This window comes from Aeromonas sp. 601027, assembly GCF_049174455.1.
Classification (GTDB): domain Bacteria; phylum Pseudomonadota; class Gammaproteobacteria; order Enterobacterales; family Aeromonadaceae; genus Aeromonas; species Aeromonas veronii_A.
In genome coordinates, this window is the sequence record NZ_JAAKTN010000010.1 from 77,945 (window position 1) to 102,026 (window position 24,082).

The window sequence follows — 24,082 nt, forward strand, 5'->3', positions numbered from 1 at the left end:
GGGATCCCATCATGATGCAGACACTGTTGACACAAACGCCTTCGGCTCCGGCCAACGGGTTGGACAAAGCGCCTCTGAGCGGTTCCGTCGAGAGCAAAAGTATCGATGGGGGAACCGGTAGCGACAGCAAGGGTGATTTCGCCACCCTGATTGCCAAGGCCCGGAACAGCGAACAGGGCGCCGCCGAGGCCACTCAGGGCGGTAACCATGTCCGATCAGCCAAATCTTTGGCGACCGAAAGCGCCTCTCCCAAAGAGGAGACCGGCAAGGAGCAGGATCCTGACGCCGACAACAAGGTGGAGGAGCTCCCTGCCACCGACTTTCTACTGCGCCTGCAAGACTCCCTCAAGCTCGATACCTCGCTAGTGACACCCCAGCTGGCGGTGGCGGCCCAACAGAGCGCCACTGCGGTAGACGGCAATCCGTTGCCGCAAGAGGGTGATCTGGAGGGGATTGCGCTTGATGACGGCGAGCAGACCCCTGCCGCTGCCAGAATTGCCAGCCAGCTTGCCGGTCAGACCGGGGCGCAGTCGCTTCTGGCTACGACTGGTAAATCTTCCCTTGAAACTCCGGTTTCACTCTCTGCAGGAGGAGTGATTGAGCAGGGCGACGCCTCGACCGCCGTACTGTCCTCCGCTCCCAACACTTCTGAGGGGAAGGATGCCGCCGCCACCCAAGATGGTCAGCCCGGGGAGAAAGTCTCTGCCAAGGGTGAAACTCTCGGGGCAGATGGCAAGCTCACCAAGCCCCTTACGGGGGCTGAGCGGATGGCCCAACTGGCCAGGGTGTTGCCGGTTGAGGCGTCCGCCAATGCGGCAAATAGTGGTGAGTCACCCGCAGTGAAAGAGGGAGATGACAGCAAATCCGACCCCGCTGCCAGCAGCGTCGTGACCGGCAAGGGACAAGCTGCTCAAGCCGCGATTCAGGGGGCGGTGCTCAAGGCATTCGGTGAGGGGGGCAAACAACCAGATGCGGGTAGCTCAACCACTTCTACTGCCGTAGAGAGCATCGCTAATGGGGCTGGCAAGGGAGCTGATAAGAGTAGCGCCGAGGGGGGACAGCAGGCAGCGACAACCACATCCTCCAATCCAGGTGCGGCGCAAGTGACGACAGTGCAAAGTGCCACAGCCCAGAGCAGCGTGACGCCAAATGTGACGACTCAGACCGATAGCGCTGCCGCACCCGTGATGGTGGCGCCGCAGCAGGTGTTGGCGCAGGCCGAATCTCAGGGGCCGCAAGCACCGCTGTCGAGCATTTCAGCCGGGATCAGGCAGATGGAAGTGACGGGCACCGACGAGGTGCGCAAAGCGGTTTCGCTTGAGGTAAAACCGAAGGCCGGTGAGTCTGAGAAGAGTCTTGTCGCTACGACATCGAGCAGCGAGAGCAGCCAGAGCCAGACTGTACAGCATGGCCAGAACAGCCAGCCTCAGCCCCAGGTGGCCGACAGCCGGGCGCCCGCCGCTGAGGGCACGTTGCGCCGTGAACCGCAGAATTTACCCCATTTGAAACTGTCTAGTCAGGAAGCACCCGCCGAATTGCACCAGAAGGTAAACCTGATGCTGGCCGACAAGCTGCAGCAGGCCGAGCTTCAGCTAGACCCCATCGGCCTTGGCAAGATGAAGATCAAGATCCAGATCGACGCATCCAGCCAGGCGAGCGTCCATTTTGTAGTCCAGCACGGACAGACCCGTGAGATGCTGGAGCAGGCGATGCCCCGTCTGCGTGAAATGCTGGCGGGGCAGGGGATCCAGCTTGGCCAGACCCAGGTGCAGCAGCAGTCACAACAGTCACCGCAGCAACAACAGCAGGGTCAGTCGGCGTTTGCCGGGCAGGGACAATCAGGAGAGGGACACTCCGGTCATAGCCATCTTGACGGGGAGGTCACTACGACCAACCCCAATTTGTCGGTGGAATCGACAAACGGTTCAGGAATAGATTTCTATGCTTGATGCAATCCCGAGTAAGTTTATGATATCGAACAAGTTTGAGACTAGGGTGGACAAGGGATGGCTGACGATAACGAATTGACGCTAAAAGACCCGGCTGCGGGCAAGAAAAAGAAGCTGATTATTATCATTGCCCTGGCGGTCATTTTGCTGGGCGGTGGTGGAGCAGGCGCCTGGCTTATGCTGTCCGGCTCGGATACCCCCCCTGCCGAAGCGGCGGAGGGTGCTGAGGCCAAACCCAAGGTGGAAGCACCCCAGCCATCCCTTTATGTCGGGATGCCGCGTCCCTTTGTCTTCAACGTCGCGGGAGCCCAGCGGGATCGACTGGTGCAGATCAAGATCCAGCTGATGGTGCGCGGCACCGCCGACGAGACGCTGGCCAAACAGAATATACCCCTGATTGAAGGCACCTTGCTGCGGGTGTTCAGTGCAGCCAGTGCCGAACAGCTGATGACCTTTGAAGGCAAGGAGAAGCTGCGCAAGGATTCACTGGAAGAGTGCCGTCGGGTGCTTAAGGACCTGGTCTCTTCCCCCGTTATCGAACAAGTGCTGTTTACCGGCTTTGTAATGCAGTAGGTGAAGCGTGAGCGATCTGTTAAGTCAGGACGAAATTGATGCCCTCTTGCACGGTGTCGATGATGTCGAAGAGGAAGAGATAGGCGGCGCCGGAGACCCCGGCGTTGCTCAGTTTGACTTCTCCTCCCAGGACCGCATCGTCCGTGGCCGGATGCCGACCCTGGAGCTGGTGAACGAACGTTTTGCTCGCCACATGCGGATCAGCCTGTTCAACATGATGCGTCGTACCGCCGAGGTCTCCATCAACGGGGTGCAGATGCTGAAGTTTGGTGAGTATGTTCACACCCTGTTCGTGCCGACCAGCCTCAATATGGTGCGTTTCCGGCCATTGAAAGGAACCGCACTCATCACCATGGAGGCACGACTGGTTTTCATTCTGGTGGAGAACTTCTTCGGTGGTGACGGGCGCTACCACGCCAAGATTGAGGGGCGCGAGTTCACGCCGACCGAGCGACGGATCATCCAGATGCTGCTCAAACTGGTGTTTGAGGATTACAAGGATGCCTGGGCGCCAGTGATGGACGTAGGGTTCGAGTATCTCGACTCTGAAGTGAACCCGGCGATGGCCAACATCGTCAGCCCGACCGAAGTGATTGTGGTGAGCTCGTTTCACATCGAACTCGATGGTGGCGGCGGCGATTTCCACGTGGCCATGCCCTACTCCATGCTGGAGCCGATCCGTGAACTGCTCGATGCCGGTGTGCAGAGTGACAAGGGTGACACAGACGTGCGCTGGAGCAAGGCACTTCGTGACGAGATCATGGATGTAAAGGTCGAGTTGAGGGCCAAACTGCTGGAGACCGAACTCACTCTGCGTGAACTGATGGAGCTGCAGCCGGGAGATATTATTCCGGTCGACATGCCCGAACATTTGCTGGTCTACGTGGAAGATTTGCCCACCTTCCATGCCAAGATGGGGCGGACCAAGGAGAATGTGGCACTCAAGATCACCGACAAGCTCAAGCGCCCGGAAGGGGTCAAGACCGAGATGCATCTGGTGACCCGGGGTGGTGTACGTATCGATGGTGAGGCCGAGCTTGAAGAGCTTGAGCGCAGCATCGAAGAACAACAGCGTTAATCGACGGTTTGCAGTTATTGATCGTCACGAAGTGGTATAAGGAAACAAGATGAGCGGAACAGAGGAAGAGGATCTGATGGCTGATGCCTGGGCGGCAGCACTGGAGGAGCAGGTGACGGCGGAAGCCAAACCGGCCCCGCTGGAAGAGCTCAAGGACGATGCCCCTATCAGTGCCGAGGAGCGGCGCAAGCTTGACACCATTCTGGATATTCCGGTCACCATCTCGATGGAGGTCGGTCGCAGCCAGATTAGCATTCGTAACCTGCTGCAGCTCAACCAGGGCTCGGTCGTGGAGCTGGATAGGGTGGCGGGCGAGCCCCTCGACGTGCTGGTTAACGGTACCCTGATCGCTCACGGCGAGGTGGTGGTGGTGAACGACAAGTTCGGTATTCGCCTGACCGACGTCATCAGCCAGATTGAACGGATTAAGAAACTCAAATGATGCGTCTGCTGCTGTTGTGGCTGCCATTGCCGGTGTTTGCCGAGGTGGGGGGGGCCGCCAACCCTCCCAGCCTGAGTTCCTGGCTGCTCTCCAGCCTGATGGTGATCGGGCTTATTCTGGTGCTGGGTTTCTTGCTCAAGAAGAGCAAAATTGCCACCGCCATGGGGGGCGGGCAGATGAGAGTGATTGCTACGCTGCCTGTGGGCTACAAGGAGAAGTTGCTGGTGGTCAAGGTGGGTGAGCAGCAGCTGCTGGTCGGCGTAACGCCGCAGCAGGTCAACTTTCTCTATCGGCTGGAGGAGCCGCTGGACGAACAGCAGCCGCAGGCATTTTCCCAGCAGCTGGGTAAGTTGATGGGCAAACATGAAAAAAACTAACGGCTTGTTGTGGCAAAGCGGATTGCTGGCCAGCCTGTTGATTTCGCTGTTTTGCGCCTGGCCTGCGTTGGCGCAGGACGGCATGTCGGCAGTGACCGTCAAGACCATGGGGGATGGCTCTCAGGAGTACAGCCTGACCCTGCAGGTGCTGGCGTTGATGACGGCACTTTCATTCCTGCCGGCAATGGTCATCATGATGACCTCGTTTACCCGTATCATCATAGTGTTGGGTATCTTGCGTCAGGCGATCGGTCTGCAACAGAGCCCCTCCAATCAGGTGTTGATCGGCATCGCCCTGTTCATGTCGTTCTTCATCATGTCGCCTGTGCTGGATCGCATAAATGACGAGGCACTGCAGCCCTATCTGGCCGAAACCATTGAGGCCAAGGAGGCGCTGGAACGGGCTGAATTGCCCATCCACCAGTTCATGCTGGCCCAGACCCGGATCAAGGATCTCAATACTTTTATGGAGATCGCCAACGTGCAGGTGGAGAAGCCTGCCGATGTGCCGCTGCGGGTGCTGATCCCGGCCTTTGTCACCAGCGAACTGAAAACAGCCTTCCAGATTGGCTTTATGCTGTTCTTGCCGTTTCTGGTCATCGATCTGGTGGTCGCCAGTATCTTGATGGCGATGGGGATGATGATGCTCTCGCCGATGATCGTCTCGTTGCCTTTCAAACTGATGCTGTTTGTGATGGTGGATGGCTGGAACCTGATCCTGGGTTCGCTGGCCAACAGTTTCGGACTGGGTGCCGGTTAACCGGTCCCATGCAAGGAGCCCGAACATGAGTCCAGAAACCTTTGTCGATGTATTTCGTGAGGCGCTCTGGCTGGTCAATATCATGGTCAGCGCCGTGATCCTGCCCAGCCTTGCTATCGGGTTGGTGGTAGCCATCTTTCAGGCCGCCACCTCCATCAACGAACAGACCTTGAGCTTTCTGCCCCGTCTCATCGTGACCCTTTTGGCCCTAGGGATTGGTGCTCACTGGGGAATGCAGAGTCTGATGGACTTCTTCATCCTGATGGTCAATCAAATTCCCGAGGTGGTGGGGTGACCTATACCACCGCTCTGATCATGGAGTGGTTGTCGTCCATTCTCTGGCCACTGGCTAGAATAAGCAGCCTTTTCATGGTGATGGCGGTATTTGGCAGCCGGCTGGTCGCCGCTCGGATCAGGTTGGGGCTGGCGGTAGCCGTGACGTTTCTGGTTGCTCCTCTGCTCCCTCCCATGCCCCCAGTGGAGCTCTTCTCTGCCGGCAGTTTTCTGGTCTTGGGCCAGCAGCTGCTGATCGGTATTGCGCTGGGGTTGATGACCCAGTTTCTGATGGAAAGCTTCGTGATGGCGGGGCAGGTGATAGCCATGCAAACCAGTCTGGGTTTTGCCACCCTGGTGGATCCGATGAATGGCCAGTCGGCCCCTGTGGTCGGTCAGTTTTATCTGATGCTGGCGACTCTGGTATTTCTGGCGCTTGATGGTCATCTGGTGATGCTACGCCTGGTTATCCTCAGTTTTGAGACGCTACCCATCTCCGATAGCGGTCTGTCACTCTCTTCTATGCAAACCCTGAGCGCGTTCCTGGGGGTCATGTATCAGGCCTCGCTGGTGATGGCCCTCTCTGCCATCGTGGCGCTGTTGCTCATCAACTTCGCTTTTGGCGTGATGACCCGGGCAGCCCCCCAGCTCAATATTTTCAGTATCGGTTTTGCCGTCAGCATGATGTCGGGTTTGCTTATCCTCTGGCTTACGATCGGCGGGTTCCTCGGCCATTTCGACACCTTGTGGGAGCGGGTGCAGGAGGTCAGTTGCGAGCTGATTGACACCCAATGTTTCGGAGGTGTCAATGGCTGATACCGACCAGGAACGTACCGAACAACCCACGGGCAAACGACTGCAACAGGCCCGTGAAAAAGGGCAGATTGCACGTTCAAAGGAGCTGGGAACAGCCAGTGTGCTGTTGTCAGCCGTATTTGGCCTGCTGTTTATCAAGGGTTACCTAGCGAACGCCATGCTCAAGGTGGTGACCATGGGCTTCACGCTGAACAGAGAGCAGGCTTTCGATCCCAATGCCATGGTTGCCATGGTGCCGGCGCTGCTGGGGGAACTGGTGTTTCCGCTCGGATTGCTATTCGCTCTGGTCGCTATTGCAGCTTTTATCGGCAATATCCTGATGGGGGGGATGAACTTCTCCACTGAAGCAATGATGCCGAAATTCAGCAAGATGAGCCCCATCAGCGGGTTCAAGCGGATGTTTGGGGTGCAGTCACTGATTGAGCTGGTCAAGTCCATCGCCAAGGTGGTGTTCATCACCCTGTTTGCCTGGTGGATGCTCTCCAGCCAGTTTGATCATCTGCTCAACCTCTCCATGGAGGGATTCCCCGGTGGGATTATAGATGCCCTCGACCTTTTTTTGTGGATGCTGATCATTCTTTGCTGTGCCCTGTTGCCTATTGTGGCCATCGATGTGCCGTTCCAAAAATGGAACCATATGCGTCAGCTCAAGATGACCAAGCAGGAGGTGAAGGACGAGTTCAAGGATAGCGAGGGTAAACCCGAGGTAAAGGGCAAGATCCGCCAGTTGCAGATGCAGATGGCGATGCGCCGGATGATGGGGGATGTACCCAAGGCTGATGTGGTGATCACCAACCCGACTCACTACTCGGTAGCGCTCAAGTATGATGCGGGCAAACCCGGTGCTGCGCCCAAGGTCTTGGCCAAGGGAACTGATGAAATTGCAATGAAGATCAGGGAGATAGCTAGAGAATACGAGATACCCATCATGCCGTCACCGGCCTTGACCCGGGCTATCTACCACTCTACCGAGTTGGGCCACGAGATCCCGGAAGGGTTGTTTGCGGCGGTTGCCCAGGTTCTGGCCTATGTCTTCCAGCTCAAGAAATTCCGCCGTGGCCAGGGGCGCCGTCCTCAGCCGCTGGCTAAAGATCTGCCCATTCCGACCGAATATCGCAAATGACAAAGTTCTGACGTTGTCAAAATAAATTCATTGCATTTCAATGTGTTGCATTGTTGGCTTAATGTTTGCTTTAATCTGGCACCAGCAGGTTGACATTGAGAAGAGCGATGGAATTCAAGGCAGTATTGGGCCAGTTAAAACAGTCTCGGGGAGTATTGAGCAAAGGCCTTGGTACCCCTCTGCTGGTATTGGCCGCGCTCGGCATGGTGGTGTTGCCCATCCCGCCACTGATGCTGGATGTGCTCTTCTCCTTCAACATTGCGCTCTCTATCGTGGTGCTGCTGGTATCCGTCTATACCCGGCGCCCCCTCGAATTTGCTGCTTTCCCGACCGTATTGCTGCTGGCCACCTTGCTGCGGTTGGCATTGAACGTGGCCTCGACCCGAGTGGTGTTGCTGGAAGGTCACAATGGCAGTGCAGCGGCAGGCCATGTGATCGAGGCATTCGGTAATGTGGTGATCGGCGGTAACTATGCAGTCGGCATCATCGTCTTTACTATCCTGATGATCATCAACTTTGTGGTTATCACCAAGGGGGCCGGGCGGATCGCGGAAGTGAGCGCCCGTTTTACTCTGGATGCGATGCCGGGCAAACAGATGGCCATCGATGCCGATTTGAATGCCGGCCTCATCAACCAGGAAGAGGCGAAGAAGCGTCGCCAGGATGTGACCCAGGAAGCGGACTTCTATGGCTCTATGGATGGTGCTTCCAAGTTCGTCAAAGGGGATGCCATTGCGGGCATCATGATCCTCTTCATCAACATCATCGGCGGCTTTATCATCGGGATGATGCAGCATCATCTTACCTTCAGGGAGTCTGCCGAGATCTATACCCTGCTGGCGATAGGTGACGGTCTGGTGGCGCAGATCCCCTCCCTGTTGCTCTCTATCGCCGCCGCCATCATAGTGACCCGTCAGAATACCGATCAGGATATGGGCACGGCGGTATTGGGCCAACTGTTCGACAATCCCAAGGCCTTGATCATCTCTGCCGGTATCCTGCTGATGATGGGACTGGTGCCGGGGATGCCGCACTTCGCCTTCCTGAGTCTGGGGGCGATCGCTGCCGCTGGAGCCTGGTGGCTGCTGCGCCGCGAGAAGCTGGCGGTAGCCAAAGCAGCCAGCGGCGAGTTGATGCCGACCAGTACTGACCAGCCATCGCATGAACAGAAAGAGTTGAGCTGGGACGATGTGATGCCGGTAGACATCATCGGGCTGGAAGTGGGTTACCAGCTAATCCCGCTGGTGGATCGCAATCAGGGGGGCGAACTGCTCAACCGGATCAAAGGGGTGCGCAAGAAACTCTCGCAAGAACTGGGCTTTCTGGTGCCTGCCGTCCACATCCGCGACAACCTGGATCTGGCACCAAATCAATATCGCATCACCTTGATGGGAGTCAGTACCGGCGAGGCCAGCGTCTACCATGATAAAGAGATGGCCATCAACCCGGGGCAGGTATTCGGCCAAATTCAGGGGATTGCTACCCGGGATCCCGCGTTTGGACTTGAAGCAGTGTGGGTAGCCAAGGAGCAGGTGTCACAGGCGCAGACCCTGGGGTATACAGTGGTGGATACTGCGACCGTAGTTGCCACCCATTTGAGTCAGATCTTGACCAACCATGCCTCACTGTTGCTCGGCCATGACGAGGTACAACAACTGCTCGACATGATTGGCAAACACCAGAGCAAGTTGGTCGAAGGGCTGGTGCCGGAAGTGATCAGCATGGGTAACCTTGTGAAGGTATTGCAGAATTTGCTCGATGAAGGGGTGCCAATCCGCGATATGCGCACTATCCTGCAGACCCTGGTTGAATACGCGCCGCGCAGTCCGGATCCGGAAGTGCTCACCGCGGCTTGCCGGATTGCCCTGCGTCGTCTGATTGTGCAGGAGATTGCCGGCCCAGACCCAGAGCTACCGGTGATAACATTGGCACCTGAATTGGAACGTATATTGCATCAATCCCTGCAGGCGGGTGGAGGTGATGGTGCCGGTATTGAGCCGGGTCTGGCGGAGCGAATGCAGCGCTCGCTGGTGGAAGCCACTCAACGACAAGAATTGGAAGGCCAACCGGCCGTGCTTCTGACATCGGGGATCTTGCGCAATACCCTGGCAAAATTTGTCAAGAATGCCATTCCTGGGTTGCGTGTTCTGTCTTATCAGGAAGTGCCCGACGACAAGCAGATCCGCATCGTCAGTGCGGTAGGGCAGAACTAGTTAGCGGAGACGATGGGTGAAGATTAAGCGGTTTTTTGCCAAGGACATGCGAACGGCTCTGGCCGAGGTCAAGGAGACGCTCGGGCCTGACGCTGTCATCATGTCCAACAAGAAGGTCACCGGAGGGGTAGAGATAGTCGCCGCAGTCGATTATCAATCCCAGGTTCCGGGGCCCAAAGATGCGCCGGTTCGCCGTCAGCTGAACGATGAGAGTGTCAATATTTCGTCTGCTGCTCGGCAGATGACCCGCCCCGAGCCCACAAAGGTTCAGGAACAGAACGAACATTATGCCGATACCCTGGCAGCCTTGCTGGCGCGCCAGCAGAAGCTCAAGCCGGGCAATGGGGCGCCAATGGGCAATACCCAATCGGCCGGTCTGGCCGCTGCCAATGCAGCGCCCAGAACATTGGCCGAGCAGGGGCAATGGGGCGCCGCCCCGGAACCTGTCAAGCCCAAAGCCCGGGTTGCCTCCGCCCAGCGTTCTTCTCAACCTGCTCAGCGGGATCAGGAGATGGAGGGGATGCGCAAGGAGATGGCCAGTATCCGCAAATTGCTGGAGCACCAGATCTCCGGTCTGATGTGGCAGGAAGTTGAGCGACGTGAGCCGATGCGGGCTCTGCTGATCAAGGAGCTCAAAAAGATGGGCTTTGACGATGCGTTTGCCGATCAACTGGCGGGGCTGATCCCTGAAGACATGCCCATCCATCAGGCGATGGCCCAGTTGGCGGAAGTGTTGACGGCTCAGCTCAAGATCAGCGAGGACGAGATTTTACGTCAGGGGGGCGCCGTTGCCCTGCTGGGGCCGACCGGGGTGGGCAAGACCACCACCATCGCCAAATTAGCCGCCCGTTTTGCCATGAAGTATGGTGCCGAGCAGGTGGCCCTTATCACCACTGACAACTACCGGATCGGTGCTCATGAGCAATTACAGACTTATGGCCGGATCATGGGCTGTCCGGTACGTCAGGTGCGTGATGCCGAAGAGCTGGCCAATGCCCTCTATCAGTTCCGCCACCGTCGGCTGGTATTGATCGATACGGCAGGCGTGGGGCAGCGGGATATCCGTCTGACCGAGCAGCTCGATACCCTGGTCAAGAATGCCAAGGTGAGGATCCGCAGCTATCTGGTGATGTCGGCAACCTCCCAGCGTCGGGTAATGCAGGAAGCGGTTGACCATTTCCGGCGCATTCCCTTGAGCGGCTGCATACTTACAAAGTTGGATGAGAGTCTGAATCTGGGCGAAGTAATTAACGTGTGTATCCAGAATGCCTTGCCTATCAGTTACATCACGGATGGGCAGCGGGTTCCGGAAGATATTCAGGTTGCCAATGCGGCGCAGCTTGTCGGCGCGGCCATGGGCTCGCTGGAGCGAGAAACAGAAGAGCCCTATTTCTGGGGCACAGGCTTTGGCGAGGCCGAAGATTCGGAGTTTTATGAGTAACATGTATATGGATCAGGCGAGTGGTCTGCGCAAAATGCGTCAAAACAATCGAGTAAAAGTGATCGCCGTTTCCGGTGGTAAAGGTGGCGTGGGCAAGACCAACGTGACCCTGAACGTGGCCGGAGCCATGGCGGCCCAAGGCAAACGGGTAATGGTGCTGGATGCTGACCTTGGTCTGGCCAACGTCGACGTCATGCTGGGGCTGCGGGTTCATCGCAATCTCTCTCACGTGCTGGCAGGTGAGTGCACTATCGACGACATTATCGTTGAGGGACCGTATGGCATGATGATTGTGCCTGCAACCTCGGGGACCCAGTCCATGGTCGAGCTTTCACCGGTACAACATGCCGGACTGATCCGCGCCTTCAGCGAGATGAAGACCCAGGTCGATATTCTGATGGTGGATACGGCGGCGGGGATCTCGGACATGGTGTTGAGTTTCACCCGTGCTGCGCAGGACATCATGGTGGTGGTGTGTGACGAGCCGACTTCCATTACCGATGCCTATGCCCTCATCAAGATCCTCTCCAAAGAGCACGGTGTATTTCGCTTCAAGGTAGTGGCAAATATGGTGCGCAGCCTGCGTGAAGGGCAGGAGCTTTTTGCCAAGCTGACCCGGGTAACCGATCGTTTCCTCGATACGTCACTGGAACTGGTTGCCTGCGTGCCTTATGACACCAATCTGCGTGCAGCCGTGCGCAAGCAGAAACTGATTGTCGAGGCGTTTCCCAAGTCGCCGGCGGCTTTGGCTTTCCGCGCATTGGCCAACAAAGCAGCTAGCTGGCCGGTACCAAACCAGCCTGGCGGTCATCTGGAGTTTTTCCTGGAGAATCTGTTGCAGACTCAGGCCACCACACAGGAAGGTTCCCGTGAATAAAGCCCAAGCGTACTTGCGTCATCAGGATTCCTATCTGCTGGTAGAGCGCCATGCTCCACTGGTCAAGCGGATTGCCCAGCATTTGCTGGCTCGCCTGCCAAGCAGTGTCTTGCTGGATGACCTGATACAGGCAGGTATGATTGGGCTGCTCGAAGCGTCACGGAACTTTGATGGTAGCAAGGGAGCCAGTTTCGAGACCTATGCCGGGATCCGTATCCGTGGTGCCATGCTGGATGAGATCCGGCGTGGTGATTGGGTGCCCCGTTCCGTGCATCGAAACAGCAGAGCGATTGCCGAAGCGATCGAAAATGTGGAGCAAGCCAATGGACGGGATGCTCGCGACGCGGAAGTCGCAGCGCAAATGGGGGTCTCTCTCGCTGATTATCATGTCATGCTGCAGGATGTCTCCTGTGGCAAGATCATCGGTATCGAGGATCTGGGGGTCAGTGAGGATGTGATCGGTAACCCTGATGAAGCTCCGTCAGGCTCGGGGTTTGATGAACTGGCCACAGAACGATTTCAAATTCAACTGTCGGAGCAAATTGGTCGCTTACCGGAGAGAGAAGCCCTGGTTCTCTCTCTTTACTACGATGAAGAGCTGAATTTACGTGAAATTGGCGAGGTTTTGAATGTGAGTGAGTCGCGCGTGAGTCAGATACATAGTCAGGCAATGCACAGACTACGCGCTCGTTTGAGAGATTGGCATCTATAAGTGTTTGTACTGGCTACACTGAGATGAAACTCTAAGGCATAATCCGCATGACACAACCCGTTTTTAGCATCATGTAAGTGAGCCACTGAGGTGGCTATTGAGGAGGGAATTTTGGACAAGAACATGAAAATCCTCATTGTTGACGATTTTTCAACGATGCGCCGGATTATCAAGAACTTGCTTCGCGACCTTGGGTTCAACAATACCCATGAAGCGGATGACGGCAACACAGCATTGCCGATGCTGAAAAATGGTGATTTCCAGTTTGTGGTTACCGACTGGAACATGCCAGGCATGCAAGGTATCGACCTGCTGAAAGCCATTCGTGTCGATGAAAAGCTCAAGCATCTGCCGGTACTGATGGTGACGGCAGAAGCCAAACGCGAGCAGATCATCGAAGCCGCGCAAGCCGGCGTTAACGGTTATATCGTCAAGCCTTTCACTGCAGCAACGCTCAAAGAAAAACTCGACAAAATTTTTGAACGCCTTGGCTAAGGAGCAGCAGGGATGATGGCCAAAACGAAAGCAATGATTTCGCTCGACCAGGCAAGGATGCTTGTTGCTCATCTGGAGCAAGGTGAATTCGAGCTGGCCGATGAACTGCTTGCCAATGTATGTGCCCCCAACGCAGCCGATCTGTTTGAAAAAGTTGGTCAGCTGACCCGACAACTGCATAACTCACTTCAAGAATTTCGTCTCGACCCCCGAATTCCCGATTTGGCCACCCATGACATTCCCGATGCGAGGGAGCGCCTCAATTACGTCATAGATATGACCGACAAGGCTGCTAATCGCACCATGGATGCGGTAGAGGCCAGTCTGCCAATAGCGGATCGCCTGAATGATAATATCCAGCTGGTGATGCCCAACTGGAATGCACTGATGTCCAGAGATATGAGCGTGGGGCAGTTTAAGTCCTTATGCCATCAACTTGATGATTTCATTAAGGCTTCTGAGTCAGATGCCGATAAGTTACGACAACTGCTGACAGAAATTCTGATGGCACAAGACTTTCAGGATTTGACAGGCCAGATGATCCGCAAGGTCATAAAACTGGTTCAGGAAGTTGAAACAAAATTAATAGAAATGCTGACTATGTTTGGTGAGGCTGCAGCTGAGCATTCAACTCGTACTCTCCCTGTGAACGGGATTGAAGCCGAAGGCCCAATCATGAATCCAGAGGCGCGTGCCGATGTAGTCAATGGTCAGGATGATGTGGACGATCTGCTGTCTAGCTTGGGATTCTAATGGAGTGACGCATGGCCTTCGAAGTTGATGAAGACATACTGCAAGACTTTCTGGTCGAAGCATCCGAAATATTGGAACAGTTGTCTGAGCAACTGGTCGACTTGGAAAAGCGGCCTGATGACAAGAATCTGTTAAATGCCATCTTTCGCGGTTTCCATACCGTAAAAGGTGGTGCCGGTTTCCTGTCTTTGGGGGAGTTGGTTGACGTATGCCACGGCGCTGAAAACGTATTTGATATCTTGCGTAATGGCAAGCGAACCGTGACTGCCGAACTGATGGACGTGATCCTGCAAGCGCTGGACGCCATAAACGTCATGTTCGCCCAAGTACAAAACCGTGAAGCGCCAAGTCCTGCGTCTGATGATCTGCTCCATGACCTCCACGAGTTGTGCAAGCCTGAAGGAGAAGAGCAACTCCGAACCGCGACAAGTGGCGCTATTGCCATGGAGCAGGAGGCTGTCACTCCTGTTGTTGAGGTTGTCTCCGACCCCGAGGTTGTTGAACCGATAAACCAGGCCAGCGATCCTGCTCCTGTTAACGGGGGCGGATCCATAGACGAGATTTCAGCTGATGAATTCGAGCGTCTGCTGGATGAGCTGCATGGCGTGGGGGGCACACCAACCAAGAGTGCGGCAGGAGCGACTGTTGCTGGCGAATCTGGCGATATAACCGATGATGAGTTTGAGGCCTTGCTGGATCAACTCCATGGTCAGGGACAGCACATGGGGGCGCCAGAGGTGAATCCTCTGAAGTCGGTGCAAAAAGAGGTGGACGAGCTTATCGATGATGATGAGTTTGAACGCCTGCTTGATGAATTGCATGGTCGTGGCCAAGGTCCTCAGAGTAGTATGGCACCTGCCGCACCTGCCGCACCTGCCGCACCTGCCGCACCTGCCGCACCTGCCGCACCTGCCGCACCTGCCGCACCTGCCGCGATGACTGCGCCCAAACCGACAACACCTGTAGCCAAACCTGTACAGGCTGACCCCGCAAAACCTGCCGAAGCAGCCAAGGCATCAGCGCCTGCCGCCAAGGCTACGCCAGCTCCTGCCGAAAACAGTGCAGTGCAAAGCGATACGACGGTGCGGGTGGATACCAAGACCCTTGATGTCATTATGAACATGGTAGGTGAGTTGGTACTGGTTCGTAACCGGCTGGTGAGTCTGGGTATTGCCAGTAATGATGAAGAGATGTCAAAGGCGGTTGCCAATCTGGATGTGGTAACGGCTGACCTGCAAGGTGCGGTGATGAAAACCCGCATGCAGCCAATCAAGAAGGTATTTGGTCGTTTCCCGCGCGTGGTGCGTGATCTGGCCAGAACCCTCAAAAAAGAGATTGAGCTGGTGATGGTTGGGGAAGAGACCGACCTCGACAAAAACCTGGTGGAGGCGCTCGCCGATCCTCTTGTTCACCTTGTTCGCAACTCCTGCGATCACGGGGTCGAAATGCCGGATGTGCGGGAGAAAGCGGGCAAGCCGCGGCAAGGGACGATCACCCTTAGCGCCTCCCAGCAAGGCGATCATATCCTGCTTTGCATTGAGGATGATGGCGCCGGGATGGACCCGGAAAAACTCAAGTCTATTGCCATCAGCCGCGGTGTGCTGGATGCAGATACTGCCGCGCGCATGAGTGATAACGATGCCTATAACCTGATCTTTGCCCCCGGATTTTCGACCAAGTCCGAGATCTCCGATATCTCTGGCCGTGGTGTCGGAATGGACGTGGTTAAAACCAGTATTGTCAGCCTCAATGGGTCAGTGCACATCGATTCTACCTGGGGGAAAGGCACCCGTCTCGAAATCAAGGTTCCGTTGACGCTAGCCATTCTGCCGACCCTGATGGTTGAAGTGGGTGAGCAGACCTTCGCTCTTCCCCTTGGTTGTGTGAACGAGATTTTCCATCTGGATCTGAAAAAGGCCAATATGGTCGATGGTCAGCTCACCATCATTGTGCGTGATAAGGCGATTCCCCTCTTTTATCTACACAAGTGGTTGATCCGTGGTACCAACAAGCGCTCACGTCAGGATACCGGGCATGTGGTGATCGTGCAGATTGGCACTCAGCAAATCGGGTTTGTGGTCGACAGCTTGATTGGTCAAGAAGAGGTGGTGATCAAGCCGCTCGATAATCTGCTGCAAGGCACCCCGGGGATGGCTGGTGCAACCATTACCAGCGATGGCGGTATTGCCCTTATTCTGGATGTACCGAGTCTGCTCAAAGCATATGCGCGTAGACATTAATCGCTCAGGCCCAAGGAGTTAGAAAAATAACAATGGCAGTCAAGGTATTAGTTGTCGACGATTCGAGCTTCTTTCGCCGCCGGGTGAGCGAGATAATCAATCAGGATCCCATGCTGACGGTGATAGATACTGCTCAGAATGGGCGTGAAGCCGTAGACAAGGCCATGTCGCTGCGCCCTGATGTGATCACCATGGACATCGAGATGCCCGTGATGGATGGCATCAGTGCAGTGCGGGAGATCATGGCCAAGTGTCCAACTCCCATTCTGATGTTCTCCTCCCTGACTCATGAAGGCGCCAAGGCAACGCTGGATGCACTGGACGCCGGTGCTCTTGACTTCTTGCCCAAAAAATTTGAAGACATTGCCAGAGACAAGGACGAAGCGGTCAGACTGTTGCAACAACGGGTGAAGGAGATCTCCCGCAAGCGCTTCCTGATGACATCCGCTGCTCGCCCCAAAGCACCTGAACCGGTTGCTCGTGCTCCGCTGGGTAGCACTGCGCCCAGATCTTCAGAGCGTCAGCCTGACCTGCAACGCACTGTGCCAAGTGCCTCATTCAAGCGAAGTGGCAAGAGTTATCAATTGGTGGCGATCGGGACTTCTACCGGCGGCCCGGTAGCCTTGCAAAATGTGCTGACCAAGTTGCCAGGGGATTTTCCTCACCCAATATTGCTTATCCAGCATATGCCTGCCACCTTCACCGCAGCTTTTGCTGCCCGTCTAAACGGGTTATGCCAGATAGGTGTCAAGGAGGCCGAGGATGGAGACGTCCTCAAACCGGGCCATGCCTACCTGGCCCCCGGTGGCAAGCAGATGCTGTTGGAGGGTCGTGGTGCAGGCGCCCGTATTCGCATCGTTGATGGCAACGACAAGGTAAATTACAAGCCTTGCGTGGACATTACCTTTGCCTCTGCTGCCAAGACCTATGCCGACAAGGTATTGGCGATTGTGCTAACCGGTATGGGGGCTGATGGCCGTGATGGTGCCAGACTGCTGAAAGAGCAGGGCTCTACAATCTGGGCTCAGGATGAGGCTTCCTGCGTGGTATATGGCATGCCTCAAGCGGTTGCAAAGGCAGGTATTGCCAGTGAATCACTTTCTCTGGACAAGGTGGCCCAGCGTATTCTGGTTGAGTTGGGGCGCTAATCATGGGCTTGCTCGGTCTGCTCCTCGCACTGGGGGCTATTGCTATTGCCCAGCTGTGGCATGGTGGCTCCCTGTTGACGTTGTTGGACGGGCCTGCTTTTCTCATTGTTCTTGGCGGTACAGTTGGTGCCGTTACATTGCAGACCCCTGCCAAGTTTGTTTTGCTGGCATTGCGCCAGTGTCTATGGATTTTCAATCCGCCACGGCAGGATCTCTCTGCCCAGGCTGAACGGCTACAATCCTGGGCTGCCTTTGCACGCCAGCAGGGGCTGCTGGCCCTCGAAAATCAGGCTGAGCAGGAGGAGGACCATTTTACCCGCCAAGGGTTGAACATGATTGTCGATGGTGTCTCCACGGAGGATATTCGCATGTTGCTCGAAGCCGATATCGATATCGAGCAGGAGCGTAATGAACATGCGGCCCGGGTGTTCGAAGCCATGGGGGGATATAGTCCGACTATCGGGATTATCGGCGCTGTCTTGGGCCTTATCCAGGCCATGTTTCATCTTGAAGAGCCATCTGCTCTGGGGGCTGGCATCGCAGTGGCATTTGTGGCAACCATCTATGGTGTCGGGTTTGCCAACCTGATCTATCTACCGATAGCCAACCGGTTGCGAGCGTTTCACTATCACTATGCACTGTTTCAGGAGATGACCCTGGAAGGGCTGTTAGCCATTGCCCATGGTGAGAATGGTTTACAGGTTGAACGTCGGCTCAGGGCCTATTTGAAAGGAGAGTAGCCATGCGCAAGCGCTATCGTTTGCACTTGCAGGGGCGTGAACACCTTGACCGTTGGCTGGTCTCCTATGCCGATTACATGACGCTGATATTTGCTCTGTTTGTGGTGCTCTACTCTGTTGCGCTGGTGAACAAGGACAAATATCGTGCGGTGATAGATGGCATGAGTCAGGCGTTCAGTGTCATGCAGTCTCGCAGTGATGGTCTGCTGGAGGGGCAGGGCAATTCACTGTTGGAGAATGCTGTTTCTGCCTCCCCCTCGTTGCTGGAAAGCGCAACGTCCCCCTCTCCTTCACTTGCCCCCATTTCTGGTGTCCCTGTGCTGCAAGATGGCACGACACTTGCCAAACTTGATATGCAGTTGCAAGAGAGCATGGGGTCACTGGTGGATGCCGGGATAGTCAAAATGACGCAAGACGAGAACTGGCTGACTGTGGAACTCAGTTCAGGTCTGCTGTTTGGCAGTGGCAGCGCCTTTATGGGACCGAATGCTGCACCGGTAATCAATACTCTTTCAAGTATTCTCAAACCGGTCGATAACTATATAAGGGTCCGAGGATATACAGATAACCAACAGATAAATAATGAAATTTATCGTTCTAATTGGGCGCTTTCTGCTGCGAGGGCCGAAGCGGTGCTCAATGGCTTGATTGCTGATGGCATCGCACCCCAGCGTCTGGCCTTTGAGGCATATGGCGAGTTTTCCCCTTTTGCCGATAACAGCACTGAGCAAGGCCGGCTGCAAAATCGCAAGGTTGTGGTCGCAATTTCCAAATTCGCCTGGGTGCCGCCAGCTCCTGTGGCGGTAAAGCCCCCGGTGGTTGCCGAACCGGTTCCTGTGGTGCAGCAGGCGGTGGATGCTGGAGAGATAAAGGTTATCTCTTTGCCCGGTGGCGGCATACGTATAACAACAAGGCAGGATTGATACAGTGATTGTTTGGACGGTTGCCAACCAGAAAGGTGGTGTGGGTAAAACCACCACAGTGGTCTCGCTTGCCGGGATCCTGGCCCAGCGTGGTCAGCGAGTGCTGTTGATTGACACCGATCCTCACGCCTCGCTGACTGCATATCTTGATTTTGATTCAGATCGTCTGGATGGAACCCTCTATGAGTTGTTTCAAGCTGTCAAACCGACAGCCGAGCTTGTCAATAAACTGACGCTCAAGACCAAGTTCGAGAATATCAATTTACTACCCGCATCTATTACCCTGGCGACTCTTGATCGGGTAATGGGAAATCGTGAGGGAATGGGGCTGGTGCTGAAGCGGGCGCTGCTGCGCATTCAGGATCAATATGATTATGTGCTGATCGACTGCCCGCCTGTGCTTGGGGTGATGATGGTCAATGCGCTGGCTGCCTGCGATCGTATTCTTGTGCCGGTTCAGACCGAGTTTCTCGCTCTCAAAGGATTGGAGCGGATGATGAAGACATTCGAGATCATGCAGCGTTCCAAGCGTGACAAATTCCGTTATACCGTGATCCCGACTATGTTCGACAAGCGCACCCGTGCCTCTCTGATGACCTTGAAGTCGATCAAGGATCAATATGGAGATTCAGTGTGGAATGCGGTGATCCCTATTGATACCAAGTTTCGGGATGCCAGCTTGCTGCATATCCCCCCGTCTATCTATTCTCCCGGGAGTCGTGGAACCTATGCCTATGAGACGCTGCTCAACCATCTTGATGCCCTTGAGCGGCAACGGGTTCATGAGGTGACGGCATGAGAGATACCATTCAAGTACGGGCGATGGATGACTATTTCCACTCCCTGCTGCTCGATGAGCCGCTGGTGCTGGATGAGGTGGAAGAGGTTCAATCCGCCCCTGTTTTACAGTTGCAACGTCAGCCCCACAGCGTCCCCGAGGTGGTTGCTGCACCTTATTTGGAAAGTGATCCACGCCTTGCCCAGCTTGGCGAACTGTTGGCTCAGGTGGGACAAGTTCAGTTTGAAAATGATACCTTCACCCAGGAGGTGACACTGACGGCCCCATTGGAGATTGTGGCCGAGGAGTCATTGTTGCCGGTAGAGCCTGAATGGCCTGAGGAGGTGCTGCTGCCCGAAGTTGCAGAGCCCCACACCACCATCTTGACTGAAACTGCGCTGGAGGTTGCTCCGGTAGAAGCCACTGAACCTGTCACTTGGGAGAATATCGATACCGGTAAAGAGTTTCAGGCCCTCTTTTTTGAAGTCGCGGGCGTGACGTTTGCGGTGCCGTTGACCGAGCTTGGTGGTATTCACCAGTTGGGCGAGATCACCTCCCTGTTTGGCCAGCCGGGCTGGTACAAGGGGATCATGACCTCTCGCGAGCAGAAGATGAATGTGGTCGATACCGCCCAGTGGGTCATGCCGGGTCAGCATCTCGAGATGGATGATTACAAGTATCTGATTATGCTTGGTGAATCGCCGTGGGGATTAGCCTGCCACCATCTCAAAGGGACTGAATTGTTACACCGTGACCAGGTTAAATGGCGCCATCAGGAGGGCAAGCGCCCTTGGTTGGCGGGCATGGTCAAAGAAAAAATGTGTGCCCTGTTACACGTTCGTGAACTGCTCTTGTTGCTGGAGCGTGGGGTTAACATAGAAGGTCGCTGATAACTTCTGCAATCGAGCTGTTTTATTGCTAGTTTTAGCAGTAGACGTTTTCATAAAAGGAATAAAAACATGACAGAAAAGCGCAATATCGCACAGAATCTGGCCGAAGATGAAGTGCTGCAATGGGTAACCTTCCAGCTGGAAAACGAAACCTACGGCATCAATGTGATGCAGGTTCAGGAGGTGTTGCGCTACACCGAAATTGCACCGGTGCCGGGTGCGCCTGAGTACGTACTGGGGATCATCAACCTGCGTGGCAATGTGGTGACTGTCATCGATACCCGTTCCCGTTTCGGTCTGCCTTCCGGCGATGTGAGCGAAAATTCCCGGATTGTGATCATCGAAGCCGAGAAGCAGGTGATTGGCATCATGGTCGACAGCGTGGCAGAAGTGGTATATCTGAAATCTTCCGAAATCGATGCTGCTCCAGCTGTAGGTACCGAAGAGAGCGCCAAGTTCATTCAGGGGGTCAGCAACCGTGATGGGCAACTGCTGATCCTGGTTGACTTGAACAAGCTGCTCTCCGATGAAGAGTGGGAAGATATCGGTTCCCTCTGATAAGTAAGGTGATGTTTTGATAATCGAGATGGTTGCCTTGGGGTTGTCCCTGATTGCCTTGGCGTTTGCCTCTTATATCTGGTTCAAGAGCAAGCGTAGCAAGCAGGAGTCCGAGGCTAGTGTGGCAACGCTGCAAGGTCAGTTGGAAAGCTTGCGCAAGCAGATGATGGAGCTTCATACCGGCGCCATCGGCATGGGACAGCGGTTACAGTCGGTAGAAGGGGCGATGCAGCAGGTCAATGAACGCCAGCAAGAATTGACCATGCAGGATCCCGAGCGACGGCTTTACAGTCGAGCGGCCAAGATGGTCGAACTGGGCGCCGACCTTGATGAGGTCATGAGTGAGTGCGAGTTGCCAAAGGCAGAAGCCGAGCTCTTGATATCGTTGCGAAAAGGCCGCTCTTGATGATTCAGGAAGGCAACTTGCCTTCCTGAATTTTTTCTGTTGCATGTATGGCGCTCTTTCATGGAGCGCCATGTACAGTGATCGAGAAGAATAGTTATTTGCTAATACTGGTTTGTTATGAGGTTTCCAGTTTGATCTATTTGGATGCCTTTGATTGTCATCATTTTCCACGCCTATTTTTCCTTGTGCGCGATCTTCTCCACAAAAACAGTGGATGAAGGGCATCTTGGAAAAGACGTATTCCAATACTGTGTTAAGATGCAAGCCGCTTCATTTTCTCTGAAAAAATCTCCATGCTGCTTCAAGTTAACAATCTGAGCTGCGTGCGTGAAGATCGCACTCTGTTTGAACATCTCTCCTTTGCGGTAGTTCCCGGTGATCTGGTGCAAATTGAAGGTCCCAACGGGGTTGGCAAGACCAGCCTGCTGCGTCTGCTGACTGGCCTGTCTCAGCCGTTTTCCGGTGAAGTGTGCTGGAATGGTGAAAATATTCGCCATTGCCGTGATGAGTACCATGCCAATCTGCTCTATCTCGGTCATCAGCCCGGGGTCAAAGCTGCCTTGACTCCGCTCGAAAATCTCGCCTTTTATCAGAAGCTGCATCATGTATCCCGGCAGACAGTGGATTTGTGGCAGGTGCTTGCCCAGGTTGGGTTGGCCGGTTTTGAAGAGAACCCGACCGGACAGCTCTCGGCAGGTCAACAGCGTCGGGTGGCTCTGGCCAGGCTCTGGCTCAGTGACAAACCGGCTCTCTGGATCCTGGATGAGCCTTTTACCGCCATTGATAAGCAGGGGGTCAAGGTGCTGGAGAGGTTGTTTCTGGCTCATGCCGAGCGGGGGGGGATGGTGATCCTCACCACTCATCAGGATATGACGCTGATGCAGGGTCGACTGAAAACACTCTCGCTTACGCCCTTGCTGCAGGAGTAGTTTCGATGTTGCGTGCCGTCATGTATTTGATCCACCGCGAGTTATTGATGGCCCTGCGCCAGCGTGCAGATATTCTTAACCCGCTCTGGTTTTTCCTTATTGTCATCACCCTGTTCCCACTCGGTATCGGCCCTGAGCCCAAGTTGTTGGCTCGCATTGCTCCCGGCATCATCTGGGTGGCAGCCTTGCTGGCGGCCATGCTGTCGCTGGAGCGACTGTTTCGCGACGACTTTGGCGACGGTTCGTTGGAGCAGATCATGTTGATGCCCCATTCACTCGGGTTGCTGGCGCTGGCCAAAGTGATTGCTCACTGGTTACTGACTGGATTGCCGCTGCTGCTGATTTCGCCCTTGCTGGCAATTTTGCTATCGCTGGATATGAACAGTTATCTGGCGGTAGTCGCCACTCTGGCACTCGGCACACCGGTGCTGAGCCTGCTCGGTGCAGTCGGGGTTGCCCTGACGGTCGGGTTGCGCAAGGGCGGAGTGCTGCTCAGTCTGCTTATCCTGCCGCTCTATATTCCGGTACTGATTTTTGCCACCTCTGCAATTGATGCGGCGGGGATGGGCTTGCCCTATGGCGGACAGCTTGCCATTCTGGCCGCCATGCTGGTTGGTGCCCTGACGCTGACGCCGTTGGCCGTTTCGGCCGCATTGAGGGTCAGTCTTAACTGATGATCTATTGGTAGAACGCAACATGGTTTCGCATGGGGCATTCTTTTCCAGAAATAAAGTTGCGATGGATCAAGCGGATTGCCGCTTATTGCTTTCGAGGTATTTGATGTTATCCCGAGGTCAGTATGTTAGGCCTCGCCAAACAATTAATAACAAAAAGGTTTGTGAGTTATGTGGAAATGGTTGCACCCTTACGCTAAACCCGAACGGGCCTATCGGCTGGCTGGGACCCTGTTGCCCTGGTTTGCTGTGATAAGTCTGCTATCGTTCATCATCGGCACTGTCTGGGGACTGGCTTTTGCACCCGCCGATTATCAGCAGGGTGACTCCTTCCGGATCATCTATATCCATGTTCCTTCCGCCATTCTTTCGATGGGGGCCTACTCCACCATGGCAGTTGCCGCCTTTATCGGGCTGGTATGGCAACTGCGGATGGCGGACATGACGGTGGCGGCTATCGCACCTGTCGGCGCTGTGTTCACTTTTATTGCACTGTTTACCGGTGCCGCCTGGGGCAAGCCCATGTGGGGAACCTGGTGGGTGTGGGATGCACGGCTCACCTCTGAGCTGATCCTGCTGTTTCTCTATCTCGGCGTGATTGCCCTCTACAACGCCTTCAGTGACAAGGTGGTTGCTGGCCGTGCTGCCGGCATTCTGGCACTGGTGGGGGTGATCAACCTCCCCATCATTCACTACTCGGTGGAGTGGTGGAACACCTTGCACCAGGGGGCCACTATCACCAAGTTTGACAAACCCTCCATCTCTCCCGAGATGCTTTGGCCACTGCTCATCATGATCTTGGCGTTTGTTGCCTTTCTCGGGGCCCTTACCCTGATGCGTTTTCGAAACGAGCTCTTGATGCGGGAGTGGCATCGTCCCTGGGTTCAAGAGATTGCCGAACAGGAGAAGTAAGC

At 55.2% G+C, this 24,082-nt stretch carries 26 protein-coding genes; all 26 read left to right on the forward strand.

The window, feature by feature from the left end:
• The first annotated feature begins 11 nt into the window (after positions 1-11).
• Positions 12-1,949, forward strand: a complete 1,938-nt coding sequence (locus tag G5193_RS13940) for a flagellar hook-length control protein FliK (RefSeq protein WP_421206217.1) — start codon at positions 12-14, stop codon at positions 1,947-1,949.
• Between the two features lie 57 nt (positions 1,950-2,006).
• Entirely contained in the window at positions 2,007-2,522 is a 516-nt protein-coding gene (fliL, locus tag G5193_RS13945; protein ID WP_227341088.1) for a flagellar basal body-associated protein FliL, read from the forward strand.
• Between the two features lie 7 nt (positions 2,523-2,529).
• Positions 2,530-3,600: a flagellar motor switch protein FliM gene (fliM, locus tag G5193_RS13950; RefSeq protein WP_005343961.1), complete on the forward strand. Its 1,071-nt coding sequence runs from the start codon at positions 2,530-2,532 to the stop codon at positions 3,598-3,600.
• A gap of 49 nt (positions 3,601-3,649) precedes the next feature.
• The gene (fliN, locus tag G5193_RS13955; RefSeq protein WP_005343964.1) at positions 3,650-4,042 is read left to right on the forward strand and encodes a flagellar motor switch protein FliN; all 393 of its coding nucleotides are present in this window, start codon (positions 3,650-3,652) and stop codon (positions 4,040-4,042) included.
• Entirely contained in the window at positions 4,039-4,419 is a 381-nt protein-coding gene (fliO, locus tag G5193_RS13960) for a flagellar biosynthetic protein FliO (protein ID WP_216951810.1), read from the forward strand. Before fliN ends, fliO begins: the two co-directional genes overlap by 4 nt.
• Positions 4,406-5,179: a flagellar type III secretion system pore protein FliP gene (fliP, locus tag G5193_RS13965; protein WP_216951809.1), complete on the forward strand. Its 774-nt coding sequence runs from the start codon at positions 4,406-4,408 to the stop codon at positions 5,177-5,179. The genes fliO and fliP overlap by 14 nt, the downstream gene beginning before the upstream one ends.
• Before the next feature lie 25 nt (positions 5,180-5,204).
• A complete protein-coding gene (gene fliQ, locus G5193_RS13970) occupies positions 5,205-5,474 on the forward strand; it encodes a flagellar biosynthesis protein FliQ (protein WP_005334727.1) in 270 nt (89 codons plus the stop codon).
• Positions 5,471-6,268: a flagellar biosynthetic protein FliR gene (gene fliR, locus G5193_RS13975; protein ID WP_216951808.1), complete on the forward strand. Its 798-nt coding sequence runs from the start codon at positions 5,471-5,473 to the stop codon at positions 6,266-6,268. Before fliQ ends, fliR begins: the two co-directional genes overlap by 4 nt.
• Positions 6,261-7,391, forward strand: coding sequence for a flagellar biosynthesis protein FlhB (gene flhB / locus G5193_RS13980; RefSeq protein ID WP_216951807.1), 1,131 nt, complete (start codon positions 6,261-6,263; stop codon positions 7,389-7,391). The genes fliR and flhB overlap by 8 nt, the downstream gene beginning before the upstream one ends.
• A gap of 107 nt (positions 7,392-7,498) precedes the next feature.
• Positions 7,499-9,604: a flagellar biosynthesis protein FlhA gene (flhA, locus tag G5193_RS13985; protein WP_421206218.1), complete on the forward strand. Its 2,106-nt coding sequence runs from the start codon at positions 7,499-7,501 to the stop codon at positions 9,602-9,604.
• Positions 9,605-9,620: 16 nt separating this feature from the next.
• Complete coding sequence (gene flhF / locus G5193_RS13990; RefSeq protein ID WP_227341085.1) at positions 9,621-11,045, forward strand: flagellar biosynthesis protein FlhF; 1,425 nt, start codon at positions 9,621-9,623, stop codon at positions 11,043-11,045.
• 34 nt (positions 11,046-11,079) lie between these two features.
• Positions 11,080-11,922, forward strand: a complete 843-nt coding sequence (locus G5193_RS13995; protein WP_408082997.1) for a MinD/ParA family protein — start codon at positions 11,080-11,082, stop codon at positions 11,920-11,922.
• Positions 11,915-12,634, forward strand: a complete 720-nt coding sequence (locus G5193_RS14000) for an RNA polymerase sigma factor FliA (protein WP_216951804.1) — start codon at positions 11,915-11,917, stop codon at positions 12,632-12,634. Before G5193_RS13995 ends, G5193_RS14000 begins: the two co-directional genes overlap by 8 nt.
• A gap of 111 nt (positions 12,635-12,745) precedes the next feature.
• On the forward strand, positions 12,746-13,129 hold the full coding sequence (gene cheY / locus G5193_RS14005; RefSeq protein ID WP_041234108.1) for a chemotaxis response regulator CheY: 384 nt from the start codon (positions 12,746-12,748) through the stop codon (positions 13,127-13,129).
• 12 nt (positions 13,130-13,141) lie between these two features.
• Positions 13,142-13,882, forward strand: coding sequence for a protein phosphatase CheZ (locus tag G5193_RS14010; protein ID WP_216951803.1), 741 nt, complete (start codon positions 13,142-13,144; stop codon positions 13,880-13,882).
• Between the two features lie 11 nt (positions 13,883-13,893).
• Entirely contained in the window at positions 13,894-16,122 is a 2,229-nt protein-coding gene (locus G5193_RS14015) for a chemotaxis protein CheA (protein ID WP_421206219.1), read from the forward strand.
• A gap of 32 nt (positions 16,123-16,154) precedes the next feature.
• The gene (locus G5193_RS14020; RefSeq protein WP_421206220.1) at positions 16,155-17,270 is read left to right on the forward strand and encodes a protein-glutamate methylesterase/protein-glutamine glutaminase; all 1,116 of its coding nucleotides are present in this window, start codon (positions 16,155-16,157) and stop codon (positions 17,268-17,270) included.
• A gap of 2 nt (positions 17,271-17,272) precedes the next feature.
• Entirely contained in the window at positions 17,273-18,010 is a 738-nt protein-coding gene (locus G5193_RS14025) for a flagellar motor protein (protein WP_227341082.1), read from the forward strand.
• 2 nt (positions 18,011-18,012) lie between these two features.
• Complete coding sequence (locus G5193_RS14030; protein ID WP_216951800.1) at positions 18,013-18,933, forward strand: flagellar motor protein MotB; 921 nt, start codon at positions 18,013-18,015, stop codon at positions 18,931-18,933.
• Between the two features lie 4 nt (positions 18,934-18,937).
• On the forward strand, positions 18,938-19,732 hold the full coding sequence (locus G5193_RS14035) for a ParA family protein (RefSeq protein ID WP_005334696.1): 795 nt from the start codon (positions 18,938-18,940) through the stop codon (positions 19,730-19,732).
• Positions 19,729-20,601: a chemotaxis protein CheW gene (locus G5193_RS14040; protein ID WP_421206221.1), complete on the forward strand. Its 873-nt coding sequence runs from the start codon at positions 19,729-19,731 to the stop codon at positions 20,599-20,601. The genes G5193_RS14035 and G5193_RS14040 overlap by 4 nt, the downstream gene beginning before the upstream one ends.
• A gap of 69 nt (positions 20,602-20,670) precedes the next feature.
• A complete protein-coding gene (locus G5193_RS14045; RefSeq protein WP_005343991.1) occupies positions 20,671-21,159 on the forward strand; it encodes a chemotaxis protein CheW in 489 nt (162 codons plus the stop codon).
• A gap of 28 nt (positions 21,160-21,187) precedes the next feature.
• A complete protein-coding gene (locus G5193_RS14050) occupies positions 21,188-21,565 on the forward strand; it encodes a DUF2802 domain-containing protein (RefSeq protein ID WP_168769852.1) in 378 nt (125 codons plus the stop codon).
• Positions 21,566-21,858: 293 nt separating this feature from the next.
• Positions 21,859-22,494, forward strand: a complete 636-nt coding sequence (gene ccmA, locus G5193_RS14055; protein ID WP_216951798.1) for a cytochrome c biogenesis heme-transporting ATPase CcmA — start codon at positions 21,859-21,861, stop codon at positions 22,492-22,494.
• Between the two features lie 5 nt (positions 22,495-22,499).
• A complete protein-coding gene (ccmB, locus tag G5193_RS14060) occupies positions 22,500-23,168 on the forward strand; it encodes a heme exporter protein CcmB (protein ID WP_216951797.1) in 669 nt (222 codons plus the stop codon).
• A 171-nt stretch (positions 23,169-23,339) separates the two neighbouring features.
• Positions 23,340-24,080: a heme ABC transporter permease gene (locus G5193_RS14065; RefSeq protein ID WP_216951796.1), complete on the forward strand. Its 741-nt coding sequence runs from the start codon at positions 23,340-23,342 to the stop codon at positions 24,078-24,080.
• Positions 24,081-24,082 lie beyond the last annotated feature (2 nt).